Raw genomic sequence first — 16,127 nt, forward strand, 5'->3', positions numbered from 1 at the left:
TTTTTGATAATGCCCTATTTTTCTCTGAACTATTTTTCTGGTCGAAAAATAGTCATTCTGTTTAGAAAGTGGAGGGAGCATAATTTTCATGCTTTTGACATTCGATGGGCTTTGGTGCGTGAATAAAGAAGTTGCGGAGCCGTAGGTGCCGGTAAAGTGTAGTTACCACACAAACACGGTACCGATGAAACGCACCTACAAACTCCGCAACTGGTCTGAGTATAACGCTGCTCTGGTAAAGCGAGGAAGTCTGACGTTATGGCTCAGTGATGAGGTGATTGCCGAGTGGAAAAACACTCAAAAGACTGGTAAACCAGGGGCATCGAAAGACTATAGCGATTTAGCCATCCAAACACTCTTGACCTTCAAAGTGCTCTATGGACTGGCCTTACGTCAAACCATTGGCTTTGCAGGGTCTATCTTTGAACTGATGGATGTATCGGTAGACTTACCGGTGCATACAACATTGTCACGTCGTCAACAGACATTACCGATTGATTTACCGATTCAGCCGACCTCTGGCAGTCGTCATGTGGTGGTTGATAGTACGGGCATTAAAGTGTACGGAGACGGGGAATGGAAAACCCGGCAGCATGGGGTGAGCAAACGTCGCACTTGGCTCAAACTCCATTTGGGTGTCGATGAGCAAACCGGAGAGATTCTGGCTGCCGTAGTGACTTCGAACGCCATCACTGATGGCGAGATACTCCCGGACATCCTCGACCAAATTCCCGATGAGATTGACCAAGTGAGTGCCGATGGGGCGTATGACCGCACCTACTGCTATGACGCCATTGATGAGCGTGATGCAACGGCAGCGATTCCCCCTCGCAAAGATGCCAAAATTTGGTTTCATGGCAATCGCAAACAGGCCCCGCATCCACGAGATGAAAACTTACGAGCGATTCGCAAACAGGGACGGTCTACCTGGAAAGAAGAGATAAACTATCATCGACGGTCTTTGAGTGAAACCATGATGTATCGACTCAAAACTATGTTCACAGGTGAGGTGTCTGCACGAGGGATTGAAAATCAAACGACAGAATTACTGTTGGAATGTTCTATTCTCAATCAGTTCACCCACTTAGGAATGCCCGATAGCTATCCTATTGAAGCCTAAGATCGATATCCTAGAGGACCGATCTGTCTACCAAAATATTCACGCACCAAAGCCCATTCGATGCACTAATTGTATTGAGGCCAGAAGTTGTCTTTCCAAAACGCTTTAACTGCCGACGACCACCAGATGAATTTAGGAATGCACTAACGTAATTAGGCTCTGCTTTTGTGGGGTTGACTCTGACACGAATTAAATGGTTTTGGTGAGTACAGTTTGATATTGAGCCATCCCATACCGAAGAACGACCAATCTCTTCACTATTTCCATGCCCTTCTACAATTAGCAAATCTCCCTTTTCTAATTGAGTACGTTTAATTTCTGAGGGTGTCACACGAATCATCTTTATTTCGTCGAGCACCAGTCTATCCCTGTAGACATTAGCAACGCGGAGATATGGAACCTCAAGCGGATTTGGCTTTCTCTTGCTCGTCACTTGTAATCCACCTTGAACTTTGGAGATTTCGCCTAGTGGGAGAACCTCCCAGCCTTTGGGGTTGTTTACGGGGTCGCCAAACATCTCCAGAAACTGCGATCGCAACAGTTCCTCAGTCAGCCGAACCGCCTCCTGACGCTTCCGCCGCACTGCATCCGCCTTATCCAAAATAGTCGCAATCCGCCGCTGCTCCTCTAGGGGCAAAAGTGGGAGATCTATAGCAGCAATTTGATGAGTAGTAAGATTTTTGAAGATTGCTCCTACAGCTTGATTCTTGATTTTCTCTTTGAAGAACAGCAGATAACGATACAAGTAATCAACTAAAACTTTCGTTTTATCTAGATTTCTAAGACCTACGAATCCGTCATGAATACATGCATCGATTTCCAAAATAGAAGGCAACCCTGGATTACCGCTTACCGCAATCACTAGGTCTCCTTGCTTCATTGGTCTACTTCGAGTAGCACCTTCTTCAGTAAGAAAATCAATTTTCGGAGTAACGTACTTGCCATCCCGCGTGACATCAGCAACCATTAATCGTGGCACCGAACCACCATAAAATCGAGGATCTCCTTTAGGACGAGGGCTACTGCCTCGCACAACCTCACATAACTCTCCTAACTTCATTCCAACATCCCCTCCAGTGCATCTAGATCCGCACGGATTTCATCCTCCAGTGTCCTCAGTTGCTGCAAGATGACTTTGGGCGGTGCATACTCAATTTCTTCGTATTCAATTTCCTTGTATCGATTGATCGACAAATCATACCCATTCGCCTTAATTTCATTCTTTGGCACGAAAAACGTCTTGCTTTTACGATTAGAATCTTGTTCCGGATCTCGCTCTTTCCATCGTTCTAAAATGTTGGGAATATCATTTTTTCCCACTGGCTGACGCTTATCATCCAGGGATAAGCCATCTGCCTCCATGTCATAGAACCAGACCTGGTCAGTCCCACCAGCACCAGTTTTAGTAAATATCAAAATTGCTGTGGAAACACCAGCATAGGGTCTGAACACCCCAGAGGGCATTGAAATCACTCCCTCCAACTTGTGATCCTCTACCAAAATTTCACGGATACCTTTATGCGCCTTTGACGAACCAAACAACACCCCATCCGGTACAATCACCGCTGCCTGACCGCCAACTTTCAACAACCGCAAAAACAACGCCACAAACAACAACTCTGTCTTCTTGGTTGAAATCACCTTGGTCAGGTCTTTTGCAATGGTGGCCTTCTCCACCGATCCCTTAAATGGCGGATTTGCCAGAATCATCGTGTAGGCTTCTTCTAAACCCGCATGGTCTTCCGACAGAGAATCCTGAGACTCAATTTTAGGGTCCTCAATGCCATGCAGCATCAAGTTCATGCTGCCAATCCGCAACATGGTGGCATCAAAGTCAAACCCGTGGAACATTTCAGCATTGAAGTGATCCAAGTTCCCTGGCCCATTTAACACCCGGTTCCCATCGCTGTCCTTCAGCTCCCGAATATACTCCGCCGCTGCCACCAGAAACCCCGCCGTCCCACAGGCCGGATCACAAATAATTTCACGCGGTCCCGGCTCCATCAGCTCCACCATCATCTTGATAATGTGGCGCGGCGTCCGAAACTGCCCATTCTGACCCGCCTGGCTGAGCTTACCCAGCATGTACTCATACAAATCACCCTTCGTATCCCGATCCTCCATCGGGATCTGCTCCAGCTGATCCACCACATTAGTCAGCAAAGCCGGTGACGCAATCAGAAATACCGCATCCTTCATATGGCGACCGTAGGCCCCTTTCTGACCTGCCTGGCCCAGCTCCTTAATAAACGGAAACGCCTCATCGCGCACCACCCACAGCATTTCCTCAGAATCCGTCAGATTCTTAAAATACGACCACCGGCAATGCTGCTGCTCCTCAGAAAATAACGGGTTCTTCACCGCCCGACGTAACCGAGCAGCCTTCTTTTCCTTCACCAGCTCCAGATCATCCAACCGCTTAATAAATAGCAAGTAAGAAATCTGCTCAATCACCGAAATGGGGTTACTGATGCCATTGCTCCAAAAGGTCTCCCATAGCCGGTCAACCTTTGACTTCATTTCCCCTGTGATCATGTACAGCGTCCTCTAGATGGTTCGTAACTGTAGGCTGGAGCAATCCATCCTACATCAGCAGATAATCACCAAACCCATCCTGAAAAAAAGCTTTACCCCCTGTAAACCTGGCCGGTAGATGCACCCTGATGTTTTCCTTAGCCCGTGGGGCTAAGGATTTTTTTTGCCCGATGAATTAAACATTCCAAGAGTTCGGGGTCATCGACGAATATGGTGCGCTTTTTGTAGATGAGTTTCAGCACACATTCATCGTTCAATTGTCGCTGCTCCAGACGATGCCTGGTTGCGAATACTGATACGATCTCGTTCCAATCGCTGCACAAATGCCTTAAATCGCTGGCAATCCTCAGCAGTAACCACCGTGCGCTGTACCTTACCCTGGGCAACCTCCAGAATAGTCTGCGGATAAGGCTTCAGCCTCCGAACCATTAAACCCTCAGACGTTTGCCGCAGATCATAAATTTTCCCTTGAAACCGAGTTCCCTGCCTATTGGGGCTTCCTACAGCAGCCAGAATAAACCGAGCAGCCTGAGCAACATACTTACCCCGCTGCTGCTGCACCTGATAGCGATCCAAATCCTGGGCCATTACCCGTTGAACTTCCTGAGGAACCGTCAACGTCTGATCCGTATAGCTTTTAGCCAGCTGCCCCAGCTTTTCAATGAATTCCAACCGCTCTGAGCCTTGCCCCATATCACGGGCCGCTCGATACCATCCCCGCAGCGCATCCAAATCTACAGTGACCTCATTAGAGGATCTGGCCGAGTGACCATTCAGTTCGTTAGCAGGTGGCCCTGTAGCATGAAGCTCTGAATCAGGACCATGGGCAGCCGCATCATTCGTCTGAGCCTGCTTTGGTTCAGCCTGCATATCCTGTTTTGGCACTGATGCAGCCTCAGCCGATGCCACATCCCAGGTCGGATCGCCCCCATCCCTATGCTGATCTAACTGCAAAGTCTGCTGAAAAGGCTCCAAATCAAACAAACTGGCTTCCTTTGCCTCAGCCTCTGCTTGTGAAACCTCAACATTATTCGCCTCTAAACTTTGCTGCGCTGCCTCCGCAAACCCCTGGTGATTAATATTCCGGGCAAACATCTGAGCAAACCCTCGGTCATACCCCCGATACTCTCCCCCCAGCGATTGCACTGCCGTTTCCTGCAGCGTCAGCAGTCCCTGATCAGAAATACCCAACACCATCTCAGTATCAATAAACATATCTCCGTTCTGGGTCAGATAGTGCGTCAGATAGAGCTGGTCCCCATGCCGCTCCACCACCAGAGGAATATAAGGCTCATTCTCAATCCGCAGGTGAAAATCTTCCCCCTGCAAAACAGCTTCAGCCAACCCCGCATTCTCAAGAAACTTCGCCACCTGTTTCTCAGCCCCACCCGATTGTTCCTTAGCAGATGCAATCCGCGAAACAACACCAGGAGATTCTGAAGAAGCCTCTGATGGAAGAGAGACGCTTTCCGGCATCGGCACGTCAGCTGACGTCACATCATGTACTTGTGATGGACTAACACCAATCTCCGAGCCAGAAGAAGTCAGGGGTATTGTTCTCTCATCCGCTAACAAACTCTCCAATTGATCACGATTTACCTGGGTCGGCTCAGGCACATAGGGCACATAATCCCCCTGCGCTGCATAGTTGCCTGACTCCACCAATTCCAATGATGGCAGTGCTTCCCCCAGATACTCCCGTGCCTGATCCTTAAAATCAAATGCCGCCAGCGTGATTTGCTTCTCCTTCATCAGCACAGTCAACACCGGCTCAATCCGCTCAGCAGATACCACCACTTCCATCCGATCAGCCACAGAATAAAAGTCAGCCCCCACCGCTTCCAGAATGTCCTGATCCAGGAAATATCGTCCCCCTACGCTGGTAGCCTTCGGCGTTTGCATTACAAATCCATCCGCCTGACTGCCCGATAGTCGAGCAGCGGCCTGGGTTTTAATCACCAGCACCTCATCCAGGGACTTTACCACCCCCTTATTCTGAGTAAGCTCCGTCAGAAATGCCTTCACCTGGTAAGGCTCACGAAACGCCACTGGCTCTGACCGTAGGGATTCTTCAATATCAAATCCGGCAGGCATCATCAGCCCTTGACGAATGCACCCCTGGTGGTCGGTGTAGTTGAGAAACTGTCCTTTCGGATATTTCTCAAATGCCCGCAATAGATTGCCTGTGAAAATTTGGGCTTCTCGCCGCTGCTGGCTCTGTTTGAGATCAAACGATTCATAAATTTCCACTCCGTCCCAGTTTTGATCCTGGGGTGTGATGCTGACCGCACTCTCCTTCTGAGTATTCACCTTAGACAGTGGCAGCGTAATCTGGCGAGAATGGTTGTCAGTCAACACCTGAAGCCGCCAGTTAGTGGGCGCAGCAGGACTACCCTGCTGGCCTCTTTGCCAGACATCGGCCACAACACCATAGGCAATATTACCTTGCTCAGAAATCACCTGGACGGTTGTACCCGATGGAAAATCTGCCAGCGTTGAGGTGATATGCGCCAGTTGTTGATCCAATCGCTCAGTCAGTCTTGAGATTGCTTCCGGCGTTTTCTTCTTCGCCATCATTCTGTGGCGATAGTCGGCCAGCTCCTGCTTCACCTGAGCAGTTTTCTGCTGAGCTTGAGAAACTGCAATAGTTTCAGCCTGGTCAAAATCATGGGCCTCCGCTGAGCGGACTGACTCCAGCCCCAGCTTATCCCGTACCGCATTGATCACCTGTAGCTGGGTCAACGGCTTTATCGGAATCTTGGCATCCACCACCTCCAGATACACCGGCCCTACAAACTCATTGCGAAGACCACTCTCATCTGGAATTACCTCCATCCGAGCAATGGTGCGGGCATCTAGATCCAGCTGTTCCGCTGCCAGCACGTTCTCACCCATGGCCTGTTTCCGGGCAATCAAATCTGTTGTTTCCGACTCAATTAGTCCATACAGTTGTTCTTGTTCTTCAATTGGCAACAGAGGAATGCGTCCCGTCACTCGACTGATTAGCTCAATATCAGAACTGCTCTGCAAGCTATCAGAGGGATAGGCCAGTCTGGCTTCTAACTCTGAATCATCTTCCAAAATCTCGGTGATGACCGCTTCACCGTAGATGTTCATAAAGTCCACCACATTGGTGACGGAGAGATCAGAGTCACGGGATGCGGTGGTATTGGCATTAAGAGACGCCATCTTTTTCGCCAGCAATGCCCCCAACCGTTTCTCTGCAGGCAGGTCAGACATCAACAGCGTGAATTTGGGCTCAACCACCTGACCAAACCGATTAGCCCGCCCCAACATCTGCATCACCTGGTTAATATCTCGCTCGGCCTGGGCCACGATCATATGGCGGGGACGCTGATCGGTAAACTTCTCTGAGGCATGGAGGCTGATGCCAGTGGAGCCTGAGCGGTTGAGAATCACTACATCCAGCTCACCACCATTGAACCGATTCACCACCTCAATCTTGCCCTGGGGGCGAGTCTCACGGCTGGAGCGACGGCCATAGCTCATCTGAGCATCGGCCCCATAGTCAATAATGTTTTTACGCCCCGTGATTTCATCTACAGAATGTCCTTCCTGGCGCAGTCGCCATTTGATGTAGTCGATGGAGCTGAGGGGCACCGTGGAGAGATCGGTATCTGCGATTAGCTCACGGGCAGCGTCATAGGCGGCAATACCATCGGCTCCTAACTCGTCATCGGTTAACCGTCGTCGTGTCTGCAGCCCTTCATGGTCTTTGAGCACAACATCGCGGGAGCGCTCCAGATAACGCCCCAGGACGTCACCAAAGGAAATGTCGATAGCTTCACCGAGTTCCAGACTGTTGTCCTTTACATACCAATCGATAAAGGCATCCATGGTAGAAGCCACTGCAATCAAGGGCTTTTCGCCATTTTGTAAGGCCTGGATCGCCGTTTGCACCGTGGCTTCCGCTTTCTGGCATAGCAGCCCCTGATCAATGGCATTGTGCATCAGGGAGGTGAAATTGATCGAATGCACCCCAATCTGACCAATGGCGTTATCCTGGCCGAGCTGTTTGGCTTCCTGCTTGAGTTCTTTTCGTAGAGTGGTCAGCGCTTTTGCTTTGGTGCGGTCAAAGGCATCCACCGCTCGCATAATTGCGGAAATCCCATCCGCCACATCCCTATCCACCGGCACCACCTGGGCTTCAAAAGAGATATTTTCAAAGGATCGCTCTCGCCGCAACAGTTGCCCTGAGGCCACAAACTTGGTGGCCATCATCTGCTGAAGGGGGATACCACCAGACTTGAGAATGGTTTCCAGACTGCTCAGGCTGGAAACGGCCTGCATGGCATCACTGCGACGGGCATAGAGATCCATCACAGCAGGATCTTTGGTGGCAGTGGCAGTTAGGAACAGTCGTCAGGATCTTAAGAAAATTGGTGACATAGTGCTTTAAGGGGACAAGGATCTGCTGTTAAGCATCCCCTGAGCGTTGATAAAGTTTGGTCGGCAAACCTTGTCCGACTCAAGGTTCTGAGCAAGCAGGTGTACGTGCTGTCATCATTTTATAAAATAATATTGTTTCTCAGTTCTCAACAACTATAGTCACTTCCTCAACGACGAACTGGCGTCGCGCTTCATTACCAACTTGTTTGCTGAGCAAACCAAGGAGATGGTAGCTTATCACGGAATTCAGTCGCATTGTGATTTCAAATTCTAGTCCTGAATAAGACTCGATTGATTCGGAGGTTAGGTCAACTAAGTGCTGGAACAATTGCTTAATTAGAAGAAGTAATGTTAGTAACGCCAAGATACGAGATGTAAATGCAGAGGGGTTAGCCCGTAAACAGCGCGGTCTAATAGAAACGTTAGGTCTTTTGCTTCAGCGTTGTGAGTTGCTGCTGTGCCCATTCTCGGAGCTGCTCATCGGGATCATTGGTGGCGCGATCTCGCAAAAGCTCTAGCGTTTGAGGATGATCAGGGTAAGCTTTAATCATCACTTTCAGAGAGGCTTGTCGAGGATTGTTATCCTCACCATATCTTCTTTTAAATGGATCATGAAGAGCCAAATCACACAAGAAATCAAACAAATCGGGTTCATTTTTCCATCTGCTGAGCCACCTAACTGCCAGCCATCTAATTTCATTATCCTCATCTAAACTTGCTATTTCTTTGACTTTTAAGTAAGAAGAGTCTATGTTTTCTCTTGCAACAACTATTCCTTGTAGGATGCCAAATCGAATCGCTACATTTTTATCTTTTAGTCTTCCTATCAATATGTCTAAAGTTTCAGAATCGTTTTTCCAATGCTGAAATAATGTAATACTCAATGAGCTTAAATATGCATCATCTGTAGTTAGAAGAATGTTTTTTCTAAGTAGAGGCAGCACTTCCGGATCGTCCTTACATAGATTACAGAGTTTCTCAAAGGCAAAACCTCTTATCATTGAATCAACAGAGTTATTTAAGTTTTCACTTTTAGAAAGTAAACTCTTTATCCAAGTAAATATTCTTGGGTCATTACTCCAATTACGTATAATTTCATCAAGAATTATTTTTGAAGTAAAAGGATCATTGCTTTCTTGGATCCAGCTTTTTAACCAAGTCAATGTTTCGGGATATTGTTTCCAAGTAGATATGATACCTGAGATTGCTTTATGAAATATGTCACTATTTCGAACCTCTTCCCCTGGACCTACTTGACCTTCATATTTTTTAGTTAACTCCTTCATAGATTTAAGTAGCTGGTAAGATACAGGCTTAATAAGAGATTGATTTCGCACTATCGATAGGCATTGGGTAGCTAGAATTAAATTTATAAAATAATGCTGATTTCCATCTTGAGCATTCAAGAAGCTAATCATTTTCCCCGCAGTTTCTTCGCCAACCATTCCTGCTATTAGGCATAAAACTTCGTGCCATTTTTCATCTTTCCAGTGGGCTATAAAAGTTAGTTCTATCAATTGTGATTCTGTCAGAGTATGCTTCTCAAATCTATTTATAAATTCCCGAGCGCAGAAGTACTCCAGGAAAGTACGATGCACAAAAGCATAAGAGTCACTACCTACATAACAGAGAATAAAGTTTCGCGTGCGGAGCTGATTAATCAGCAAGCGAGCAACAGTTCTTGGTTGCTCTATCTCAATTCTCTTCAGGTAATCCGTCAAAATTCCCTCAAGATCACTAGCGCTAATGATGTTACCCGCCAGTCCTTTTTCACTTGACTGCATGTAATACGCTACTTTTTGTAATATTGCCTGCTTATCTCGATAGTCGATCGCCGTTGGGTCGAGCCGATGCTCAATTAGATTGCGCTCCACATCCCATTGATGCAGCAATACTAGTGACGCTTGACTGTAAAGTTCGGGGCGATCTCGCGGTAGTTCCTGATTTCGATTCAAAATCGCCATCATCGTCAGCAGCAGAGGGTTTCCAGCCAGTTCTCGAATAGCCTTGGAGTCCTGGGTGGCTTTTTGGAGGCGATCTCGCTTGCGAACTTTGTCGGCTCCTTCGGGAAACGTCAGGTCGTGCCACCGCTGGATAAACGCCTCAATTTGCTCCTCATCCAGCTCTTGCAGCATGAAGTGACGAAACTCGGCATCGCGTAGGCGTTGGGCTTTGTATCCCAGCCAGCGAGAGGTAGCAATCACCTGCACGTTGGGATATCTGTTGGTGAATCGGTGAATATCCGTCACTACCTCATCCCGCAGGACTGGATCAAAGACTTCGTCAATGCCGTCAAAGAGGGCGATCGCTTCTCCCCGTTGCAGGCGTTCGTGAAGCTGCTGCTGGTTGAGCCGGCAGGTGACATTGCCGGAATGGATAAACGACAAGATATCCTGACACCTTTGCTTCTGCTTATCACGGGCGTAGGTGCGTAGCTCAATCAAAAGTGGAATCGGATACAGCGACAGTTCAATGACGGAACGTTCGGCCCAGACCAGGGCGATGTATTGCAGCAGCGACGATTTGCCAGACCCCGGATCGCCCAAAATCACGGCATAATGCACAGGCGAATCGCTATATATCACGGTACCGTCATAGCGCATCGTCCCATCGTACCGAAGGGGCAAACGACGATTTGTCGGCGTAGAAGAAGATGTCGAATCACCCACCACCTCCAATAAGGGGCGAATGGGTTGCTCTGCATATACTTTGCGATAGTGCTCTAGCTCTGCTTCAGCAATCTCAGTCTCATCCAGTTGCCCACTCTCCTGTAACCGTCGCACATGCTCCTTTGGCAGTTCATAGACTTGGGGCGAAAACTCTTGACATTCTCGCACGCTCTGGGGAATGAACATCTTCCAGAGCTTCAGCTCACTGTAATAGACTCCGTTAGTATCAAGCGAATCCAGTTTCAATGTCCCGTATGCTTCTCGCAGCCCTTCGGCATATTGACGCAGATTAAAATCAGGGGCAATGCCAACCAGCTCTTGCACCCCTGCTGCTGTAGAAGCTTGGGCCTGGGCTGAAAAAATAAGTCGCAGCGTCTCGGACTCTTGAATGATTTTTTTCTGGATGATTCTCACATAAAGCTTGCCGACCAAATCCCAGTCAAAGTCGTCGGGGAGGTAGGGCAGATCCAGGTCTTTCCAGGTTTTTGCGAGTTGGGAGTTGGCGATTGCCCGACAATCGCTCTCAAATGCCTGTCCCAGGGTAGTCGCCACATCGGGATGCTGGATGAATTGCTTCAGCGGTTGGTTAAACGACTTAATTTGTGCGTCTTGGTAGCCCGCATTTTCCAGCTCTTGCTGCGCGAGCTGGAGAAATTCTTTCAGTGCCTTACCATAGGCTTCCTTCTGCACATCCGGCTCAGGCAGGCGAATTACCTTTTTGAGGCAGTCTTTGAAAAAGTCTTTGGCGTAATCTTTTGTGGATTCCTTTGCCAGGTCTTCGAGAATCGGCTTAAACACAAACCCAGTGGCCTGTACCACGCCCCAAACCGTCAGCCAGTCTACCATCGTTCCCAATCCTCAGCTCAGCGTACTGTTGTTCATCACTATGGCATTCAACTCAAGAATTGTCTTTGGGGATCGCCTTCATACCAAAAACATAAGTGCGATCTCGATCTTGTAAGGTGCGTTCCTTCATGCAAAATTTATCACTCAACGAATAAAGTTCTGGAAACGCACTATGCTCAAACATTTCTTGAGACAAGCAGTTAAGAAAACAGCACCCGCGCAGTGATCGATTAACTCCCGCACAAACTCAGCCCGATTGAGTGGGCCACTGGTTCTCCAGGACTGAGATTGCCCCGTACTGCCCCCGGCTTCGTGGGATTCATCTAACTCCCGCACAAACTCAGCCCGATTGGGTGGGCCACTGGGTTCTCCAGGACTGAGATTGCCCCGTACTGCCCCCGGCTTCGTGGGATTCATCAAAGATAAAGACGGCGCTGGGGGCCAGGGCTCTAAAGAACTGGCGGCGAAAGGGCTCTTTGTTTTTGATGGTCTGCAGCTGGCTGTAGGTGGTAAACACAGCCCCATAGTCCTTTCCCAAATTTCCCTGTTGAACCAGCCGCAGCATTTCTGCTTCCTGCTCTCCGCTACTGGCAGTCCTGAGTCTGCGACCGTCATCCAGCTCCAGAGTCAAACTGTTGTTGGTCAAAAAAGGCGTGAACCCTGGCTTACCAATATCGGCCAGGTCGTTGATCATGGCGTTGTAGAGATCGGGCTGACGGGTCACAAAAATGGGAATCAAACCCTGCCGCTGGGCATCGATGATATTAGCCGCCCCAAAGCGCCCCTTACCATTGCCGGTCTGGTCCCCATTGAGAAAAATCTTGCCCTGGTCCCGTTGCTCAAAAGCCAGGGCAAGAGAGTCGATTTGTTCGGCATAGAGTACGCGCCACATGGCCTCAGTCGAGTCATAGCCCAACCGCTGACAGACAAACTCATCGATATTTCCCCGGTGCTGTTCCACATTGTCGAGGGCAGTCTGGGCAGCAGCAGCCATGTTGGCAGGAATCAGCGTGCCCGGTGAGGTGCCCTGACTGCGGGGAACATAGGCCACATTATGGGCTTGAGCATCAATGGGTTGTTCTTGCTCAAGAGATATCTCAGGGGTGACCATGGGCAATAGCCTCAGCTCATCTCGGCAGTCAGGTAGCTCAGCCAAATCTCCAGGGTGATCTCGTCGTCGTGTTCGCTCTGCCAGTCCTTTTGAATTGCTAGATCGCTGGGGGGCTGCACGGACATCGGGAAGACCCAGCTGTTTCGGAGTTCGAACTTGGTGGTCAGCGTCTCGTTGTGATGCACCAGAGTTTCGCTCCATTCCTCTGCCCATAGGTCGATGGGGCTGAGTTCTCCAGTCCCTGGAGTGTGAAGGGCTGGCGGAGTTTGCTGGGAAGACAGTTTGCTCAGGGCCTGGGCTAATTGACGGGCCGTTGTTTCCTGAGGCTCGTTGGTTTCTGTCATCCAGTGACAAATCATCCACTGAACCCGTAGCTGTATCAGCTGTAGATAAATCTCGTCGGTCATCTCCTGCAGGTCCGGAGGTACCCGCACCAGAAACATGCCCTGATCTCCCGTTTCCTTGGGTTTCCAGACCTGGGAGTAGATCTCGTATTCCGAGTAGGTCGGTGGTTGAGTGGTGTAGTCTCTCATGGGGAATTAGCTCCTTGAGTTGAGTAAAAGACTTGTAAATCGGAGGGACTGTTGCTGCTGGTAACAATCGTTCAGACGCCCCTCGGCCTGAGATAACAATCAGGTCAATGGGAAATCCTGCCCCCTGTTTGCGGTAAAGCTCTCCCCAGATGGTGATGTGTTGGGTAACGGTGTACTGCTGGTAGAGGGCATAGAAGAACCCGCGACTTTCCAGGGTGTTGTAACGCTCTGATCGCAATGCTTCATCGGTACCCAACTTGCCCGCCAGAATCAGAACCGCCTTGCCATCGGCTTTCATGGCTGACAAAGCCTGGAATGCGATCGCATGATCAATCTGGGTTGTCCCTCGACGATTCCCTGGTAACGCAAATCGTTGTCGTTGCCCCTGGGCATCTCTAACCACACCAAAAGGAGGATTGGCAATCACCATGTCATGCAGCTGGTCTGGTTGATAGACCACCGCATTGTGTTGGGTGACCTGGTAGCCCTGCGATCGCAGATCCTCAGCCCGCTCAGGATTCAGCTCATTCACCGTTGCCCTGGCTGGATCAGTGGCCAGCAGCAATGCTCCATGGCCAGCCGTTGGTTCATAAACTGTGGTCTCAAGCGTAATCCCCGCCAGGGTAGAGGCCAGGTAAGCGATTGGAACAGGTGTGCTGTAAGCCTGCTGCAGAACACTGGTGGAAGAACGCACATTTAGTGCCGGTTGCCGATCGTGCAAATTCACCAGGCGGTCATAGGCTTCGTGGGTAGTCAAGGACGCCTGAACAAGGTTGCGAGCAGCCCGCACCAGACTGGCTTCAATCGCCTCGTCCACCTGCTTGGCCAGAGCCGTGCCAGGGCTTACCTTTTTTGCCAGAATATCAGCCGCATGATTTCTGGCTGCATTAATCGTGGCAAAGCCTCCACCCGTCAAAAAGTGATGGGTAAAGGCGTTCACCAACGTTGGTTGCGGCCCTGCCATGGTTACTCACCAATGGCTATACCGGTGGACCGCTCCCGCTGCCGGTTATGCAGGGGCGTTACCGTGGCCGGTTGAGCCATTTGCAAATCTCGACTCAGCTCCCGATCGATAAACCGGAAATGGGCGATATCCCTCGGCCCCAGGTTCGACGTGATCTTGCCATTGTCGATACTGAGAATCTGTCCCCGTTCAGCCGCCTGGATTTTCAAGCTGTTAGGAGTTTCCTCAATTCGATATTGACTACCCCCTTGAAACACCCGCTTGCCCTGTACATTGGGCCGACTGCCAGTGACATCCAGCAGCTTACGGGCAATTCTCGCCAGGGCCAGGGCCGTTAAATCTCGGGTCAGGCCAGCATCCCCTGCTGGTGAGAGATTACCCAACTGCCGCACTCGCATGGGAGGCTCTGACGAAAGCCCCTCCAGACCCATAATCTGAATCTGTTGGCGAGCTTTCATAAAGTCGTTTTCCTGGGAAGCCACCATATCGTTTTTGACAATGCTCAATCCCCAGCGGGTCTTACGGAACATCATCAGGTCAGTGCCCTCGCGATCGGCAATGGTGACCATCCGCCCCCTGAAACTGAGAGTATATTTCTCAGATTGGTAAAGACCGCGACCAGGACTGTCTGAAACGCCATACTTCTGCAACAGATTGATGGCAGTAGCCGCAATCTGACGGCTGCGGATATTGGCAGCAATGGCAACCACCCGATCTGCTACATGCTGGGAGGATCGCTGCATAACACGGGTTGTCTGCTGCATCCATTTTTGGGTAGCACGATCCGTCACCTGATGAGTCTGGCGTTCCAACGTATCGAAGATGGAAGCTACTCGTTCAGTGGGTTGTGGCGTAGTTTGAAGAGCAACTGATTGAGGTTCTTGAGGTGTTTGCTCGGTTGTGATCGCTTGCTGCCCACCAACAGTTGACTCCAAAGCCGGTTCTGCTGAGGTCGGGGCAGTAGTAGAGACTTCCTGGTTATCAGAGCTTTCCAACTCGACATCTTGCGAAGTTGGCACCTCGGGAGATATCTCAGCAGATTTAACCTGAGTTTCCAGAGACTGTTTAACCTGCTCCGACTGGAGCTGATTGGTCTCCACTGCCCCCTTACTCATGCGATAGACCAGCTCATCACCGGCCTTAATATTGATGGTGCCTTTAACATCTGTTGTCGTTTCTGCCCCCGACTGTTGAGGAGTATCCACAGCCGCCTGTAAAAGCTTCAGCTTGTTGGGGTTCAGTTTGTTGACCGGATCTTTATTGGCATAGCCCTCTCGATAGACAATTTCCCGCCCCATCTTGATTTCGATGGGTTCCGGTTGTTCCACGGGTAGTTCAAAATCTGTCGCAGTCTGTTCATCGACCTGCTCTGTTTGCTTTTCCTGTTGTCGTGCATCTCGGATGCGATCGCGCAACATTTGGATAAAGGCCTGAATAGCCTCTGCCGTCGACTGGGCCGTATCTACAACCATTTCGCTGGAGGCCAGCGTGGTGTGGGCATAGTCCTGTTCAATTTGTTTGGCTTCGCCAGGGTTTACGGTTGCTTGCATAGGTCCTCCTTGAGGGATTCCAAAACGTTGATATCCAGCAGGGGCATGGCCTTTATGCGATTAATCACCGTCATGCCCCGAATTGAGAAAAAGGCAGTTTCACCATCCACTGCCCATTCCAGCAGGTCGGGTTGGTAGTCGGTTGCGATCGCGGGTAATTGTTGTTGTATCTGTCCGTCTTTCCACAACAACACCGTCACGTCATCAAAGAGAAGCTCAATCGCACGGGGAACGTATTCTGCTGAGAAAGGTGCCTGGTCAAGAACAGGTACTAAATCCGCTGCAATCTGGGGATACTCCAGCAAGGCGGCAACCGTGTTGGGGGGCAGCTTATCGCCCAGAGACTGGGACAAAAATTGGTCAGTCGCTTGGATAGTGGCGGTCATAGG

At 49.8% G+C, this 16,127-nt stretch carries 9 protein-coding genes; 1 reads left to right on the forward strand and 8 read right to left on the reverse strand.

Annotated features, from left to right (window positions below; all coding sequences use genetic code 11):
• Positions 1-184 precede the first annotated feature (184 nt).
• Entirely contained in the window at positions 185-1,120 is a 936-nt protein-coding gene (locus tag U2F10_RS21575; RefSeq protein WP_499870216.1) for an IS5 family transposase, read from the forward strand.
• A gap of 10 nt (positions 1,121-1,130) precedes the next feature.
• Here the strand turns inward: U2F10_RS21575 and U2F10_RS21580 are convergent, their stop codons facing one another.
• The 8 genes from U2F10_RS21580 to U2F10_RS21615 form a co-directional block, all read right to left on the reverse strand.
• Positions 1,131-2,180 (reverse strand): restriction endonuclease subunit S, encoded by a 1,050-nt coding sequence (locus U2F10_RS21580; RefSeq protein ID WP_499873226.1) that lies wholly within the window; start codon positions 2,178-2,180, stop codon positions 1,131-1,133.
• Complete coding sequence (locus tag U2F10_RS21585; RefSeq protein WP_499873227.1) at positions 2,177-3,655, reverse strand: type I restriction-modification system subunit M; 1,479 nt, start codon at positions 3,653-3,655, stop codon at positions 2,177-2,179. Before U2F10_RS21585 ends, U2F10_RS21580 begins: the two co-directional genes overlap by 4 nt.
• Positions 3,656-3,901: 246 nt before the next feature.
• Positions 3,902-7,996: a strawberry notch C-terminal domain-containing protein gene (locus U2F10_RS21590; protein ID WP_499873312.1), complete on the reverse strand. Its 4,095-nt coding sequence runs from the start codon at positions 7,994-7,996 to the stop codon at positions 3,902-3,904.
• A gap of 491 nt (positions 7,997-8,487) precedes the next feature.
• The gene (locus tag U2F10_RS21595; RefSeq protein ID WP_499873228.1) at positions 8,488-11,580 is read right to left on the reverse strand and encodes an NACHT domain-containing protein; all 3,093 of its coding nucleotides are present in this window, start codon (positions 11,578-11,580) and stop codon (positions 8,488-8,490) included.
• Between the two features lie 144 nt (positions 11,581-11,724).
• A complete protein-coding gene (locus tag U2F10_RS21600; protein ID WP_499873229.1) occupies positions 11,725-11,997 on the reverse strand; it encodes a hypothetical protein in 273 nt (90 codons plus the stop codon).
• Entirely contained in the window at positions 11,921-14,188 is a 2,268-nt protein-coding gene (locus U2F10_RS21605) for a strawberry notch-like NTP hydrolase domain-containing protein (protein ID WP_499873230.1), read from the reverse strand. The genes U2F10_RS21600 and U2F10_RS21605 overlap by 77 nt, the downstream gene beginning before the upstream one ends.
• 2 nt (positions 14,189-14,190) lie before the next feature.
• Complete coding sequence (locus U2F10_RS21610) at positions 14,191-15,738, reverse strand: hypothetical protein (protein WP_499873231.1); 1,548 nt, start codon at positions 15,736-15,738, stop codon at positions 14,191-14,193.
• Positions 15,723-16,124, reverse strand: a complete 402-nt coding sequence (locus tag U2F10_RS21615; protein ID WP_499873232.1) for a hypothetical protein — start codon at positions 16,122-16,124, stop codon at positions 15,723-15,725. Before U2F10_RS21615 ends, U2F10_RS21610 begins: the two co-directional genes overlap by 16 nt.
• Between the last annotated feature and the right edge of the window lie 3 nt (positions 16,125-16,127).

This window comes from Leptothoe sp. EHU-05/26/07-4 (genome assembly GCF_043421015.1).
Lineage (GTDB): Bacteria > Cyanobacteriota > Cyanobacteriia > Phormidesmidales > Phormidesmidaceae > Leptothoe > Leptothoe turfae.

Coding starts and splice junctions, on each gene's coding strand:
- U2F10_RS21600 (WP_499873229.1), bottom strand. CDS start 11,997: ATGAATCCCACGAAGCCGGGGGCAGTACGGGGCAATCTCAGTCCTGGA.
- U2F10_RS21595 (WP_499873228.1), bottom strand. CDS start 11,580: ATGGTAGACTGGCTGACGGTTTGGGGCGTGGTACAGGCCACTGGGTTT.
- U2F10_RS21580 (WP_499873226.1), bottom strand. CDS start 2,180: ATGAAGTTAGGAGAGTTATGTGAGGTTGTGCGAGGCAGTAGCCCTCGT.
- U2F10_RS21575 (WP_499870216.1), top strand. CDS start 185: ATGAAACGCACCTACAAACTCCGCAACTGGTCTGAGTATAACGCTGCT.
- U2F10_RS21605 (WP_499873230.1), bottom strand. CDS start 14,188: ATGGCAGGGCCGCAACCAACGTTGGTGAACGCCTTTACCCATCACTTT.
- U2F10_RS21590 (WP_499873312.1), bottom strand. CDS start 7,996: ATGGATCTCTATGCCCGTCGCAGTGATGCCATGCAGGCCGTTTCCAGC.
- U2F10_RS21615 (WP_499873232.1), bottom strand. CDS start 16,124: ATGACCGCCACTATCCAAGCGACTGACCAATTTTTGTCCCAGTCTCTG.
- U2F10_RS21585 (WP_499873227.1), bottom strand. CDS start 3,655: ATGATCACAGGGGAAATGAAGTCAAAGGTTGACCGGCTATGGGAGACC.
- U2F10_RS21610 (WP_499873231.1), bottom strand. CDS start 15,738: ATGCAAGCAACCGTAAACCCTGGCGAAGCCAAACAAATTGAACAGGAC.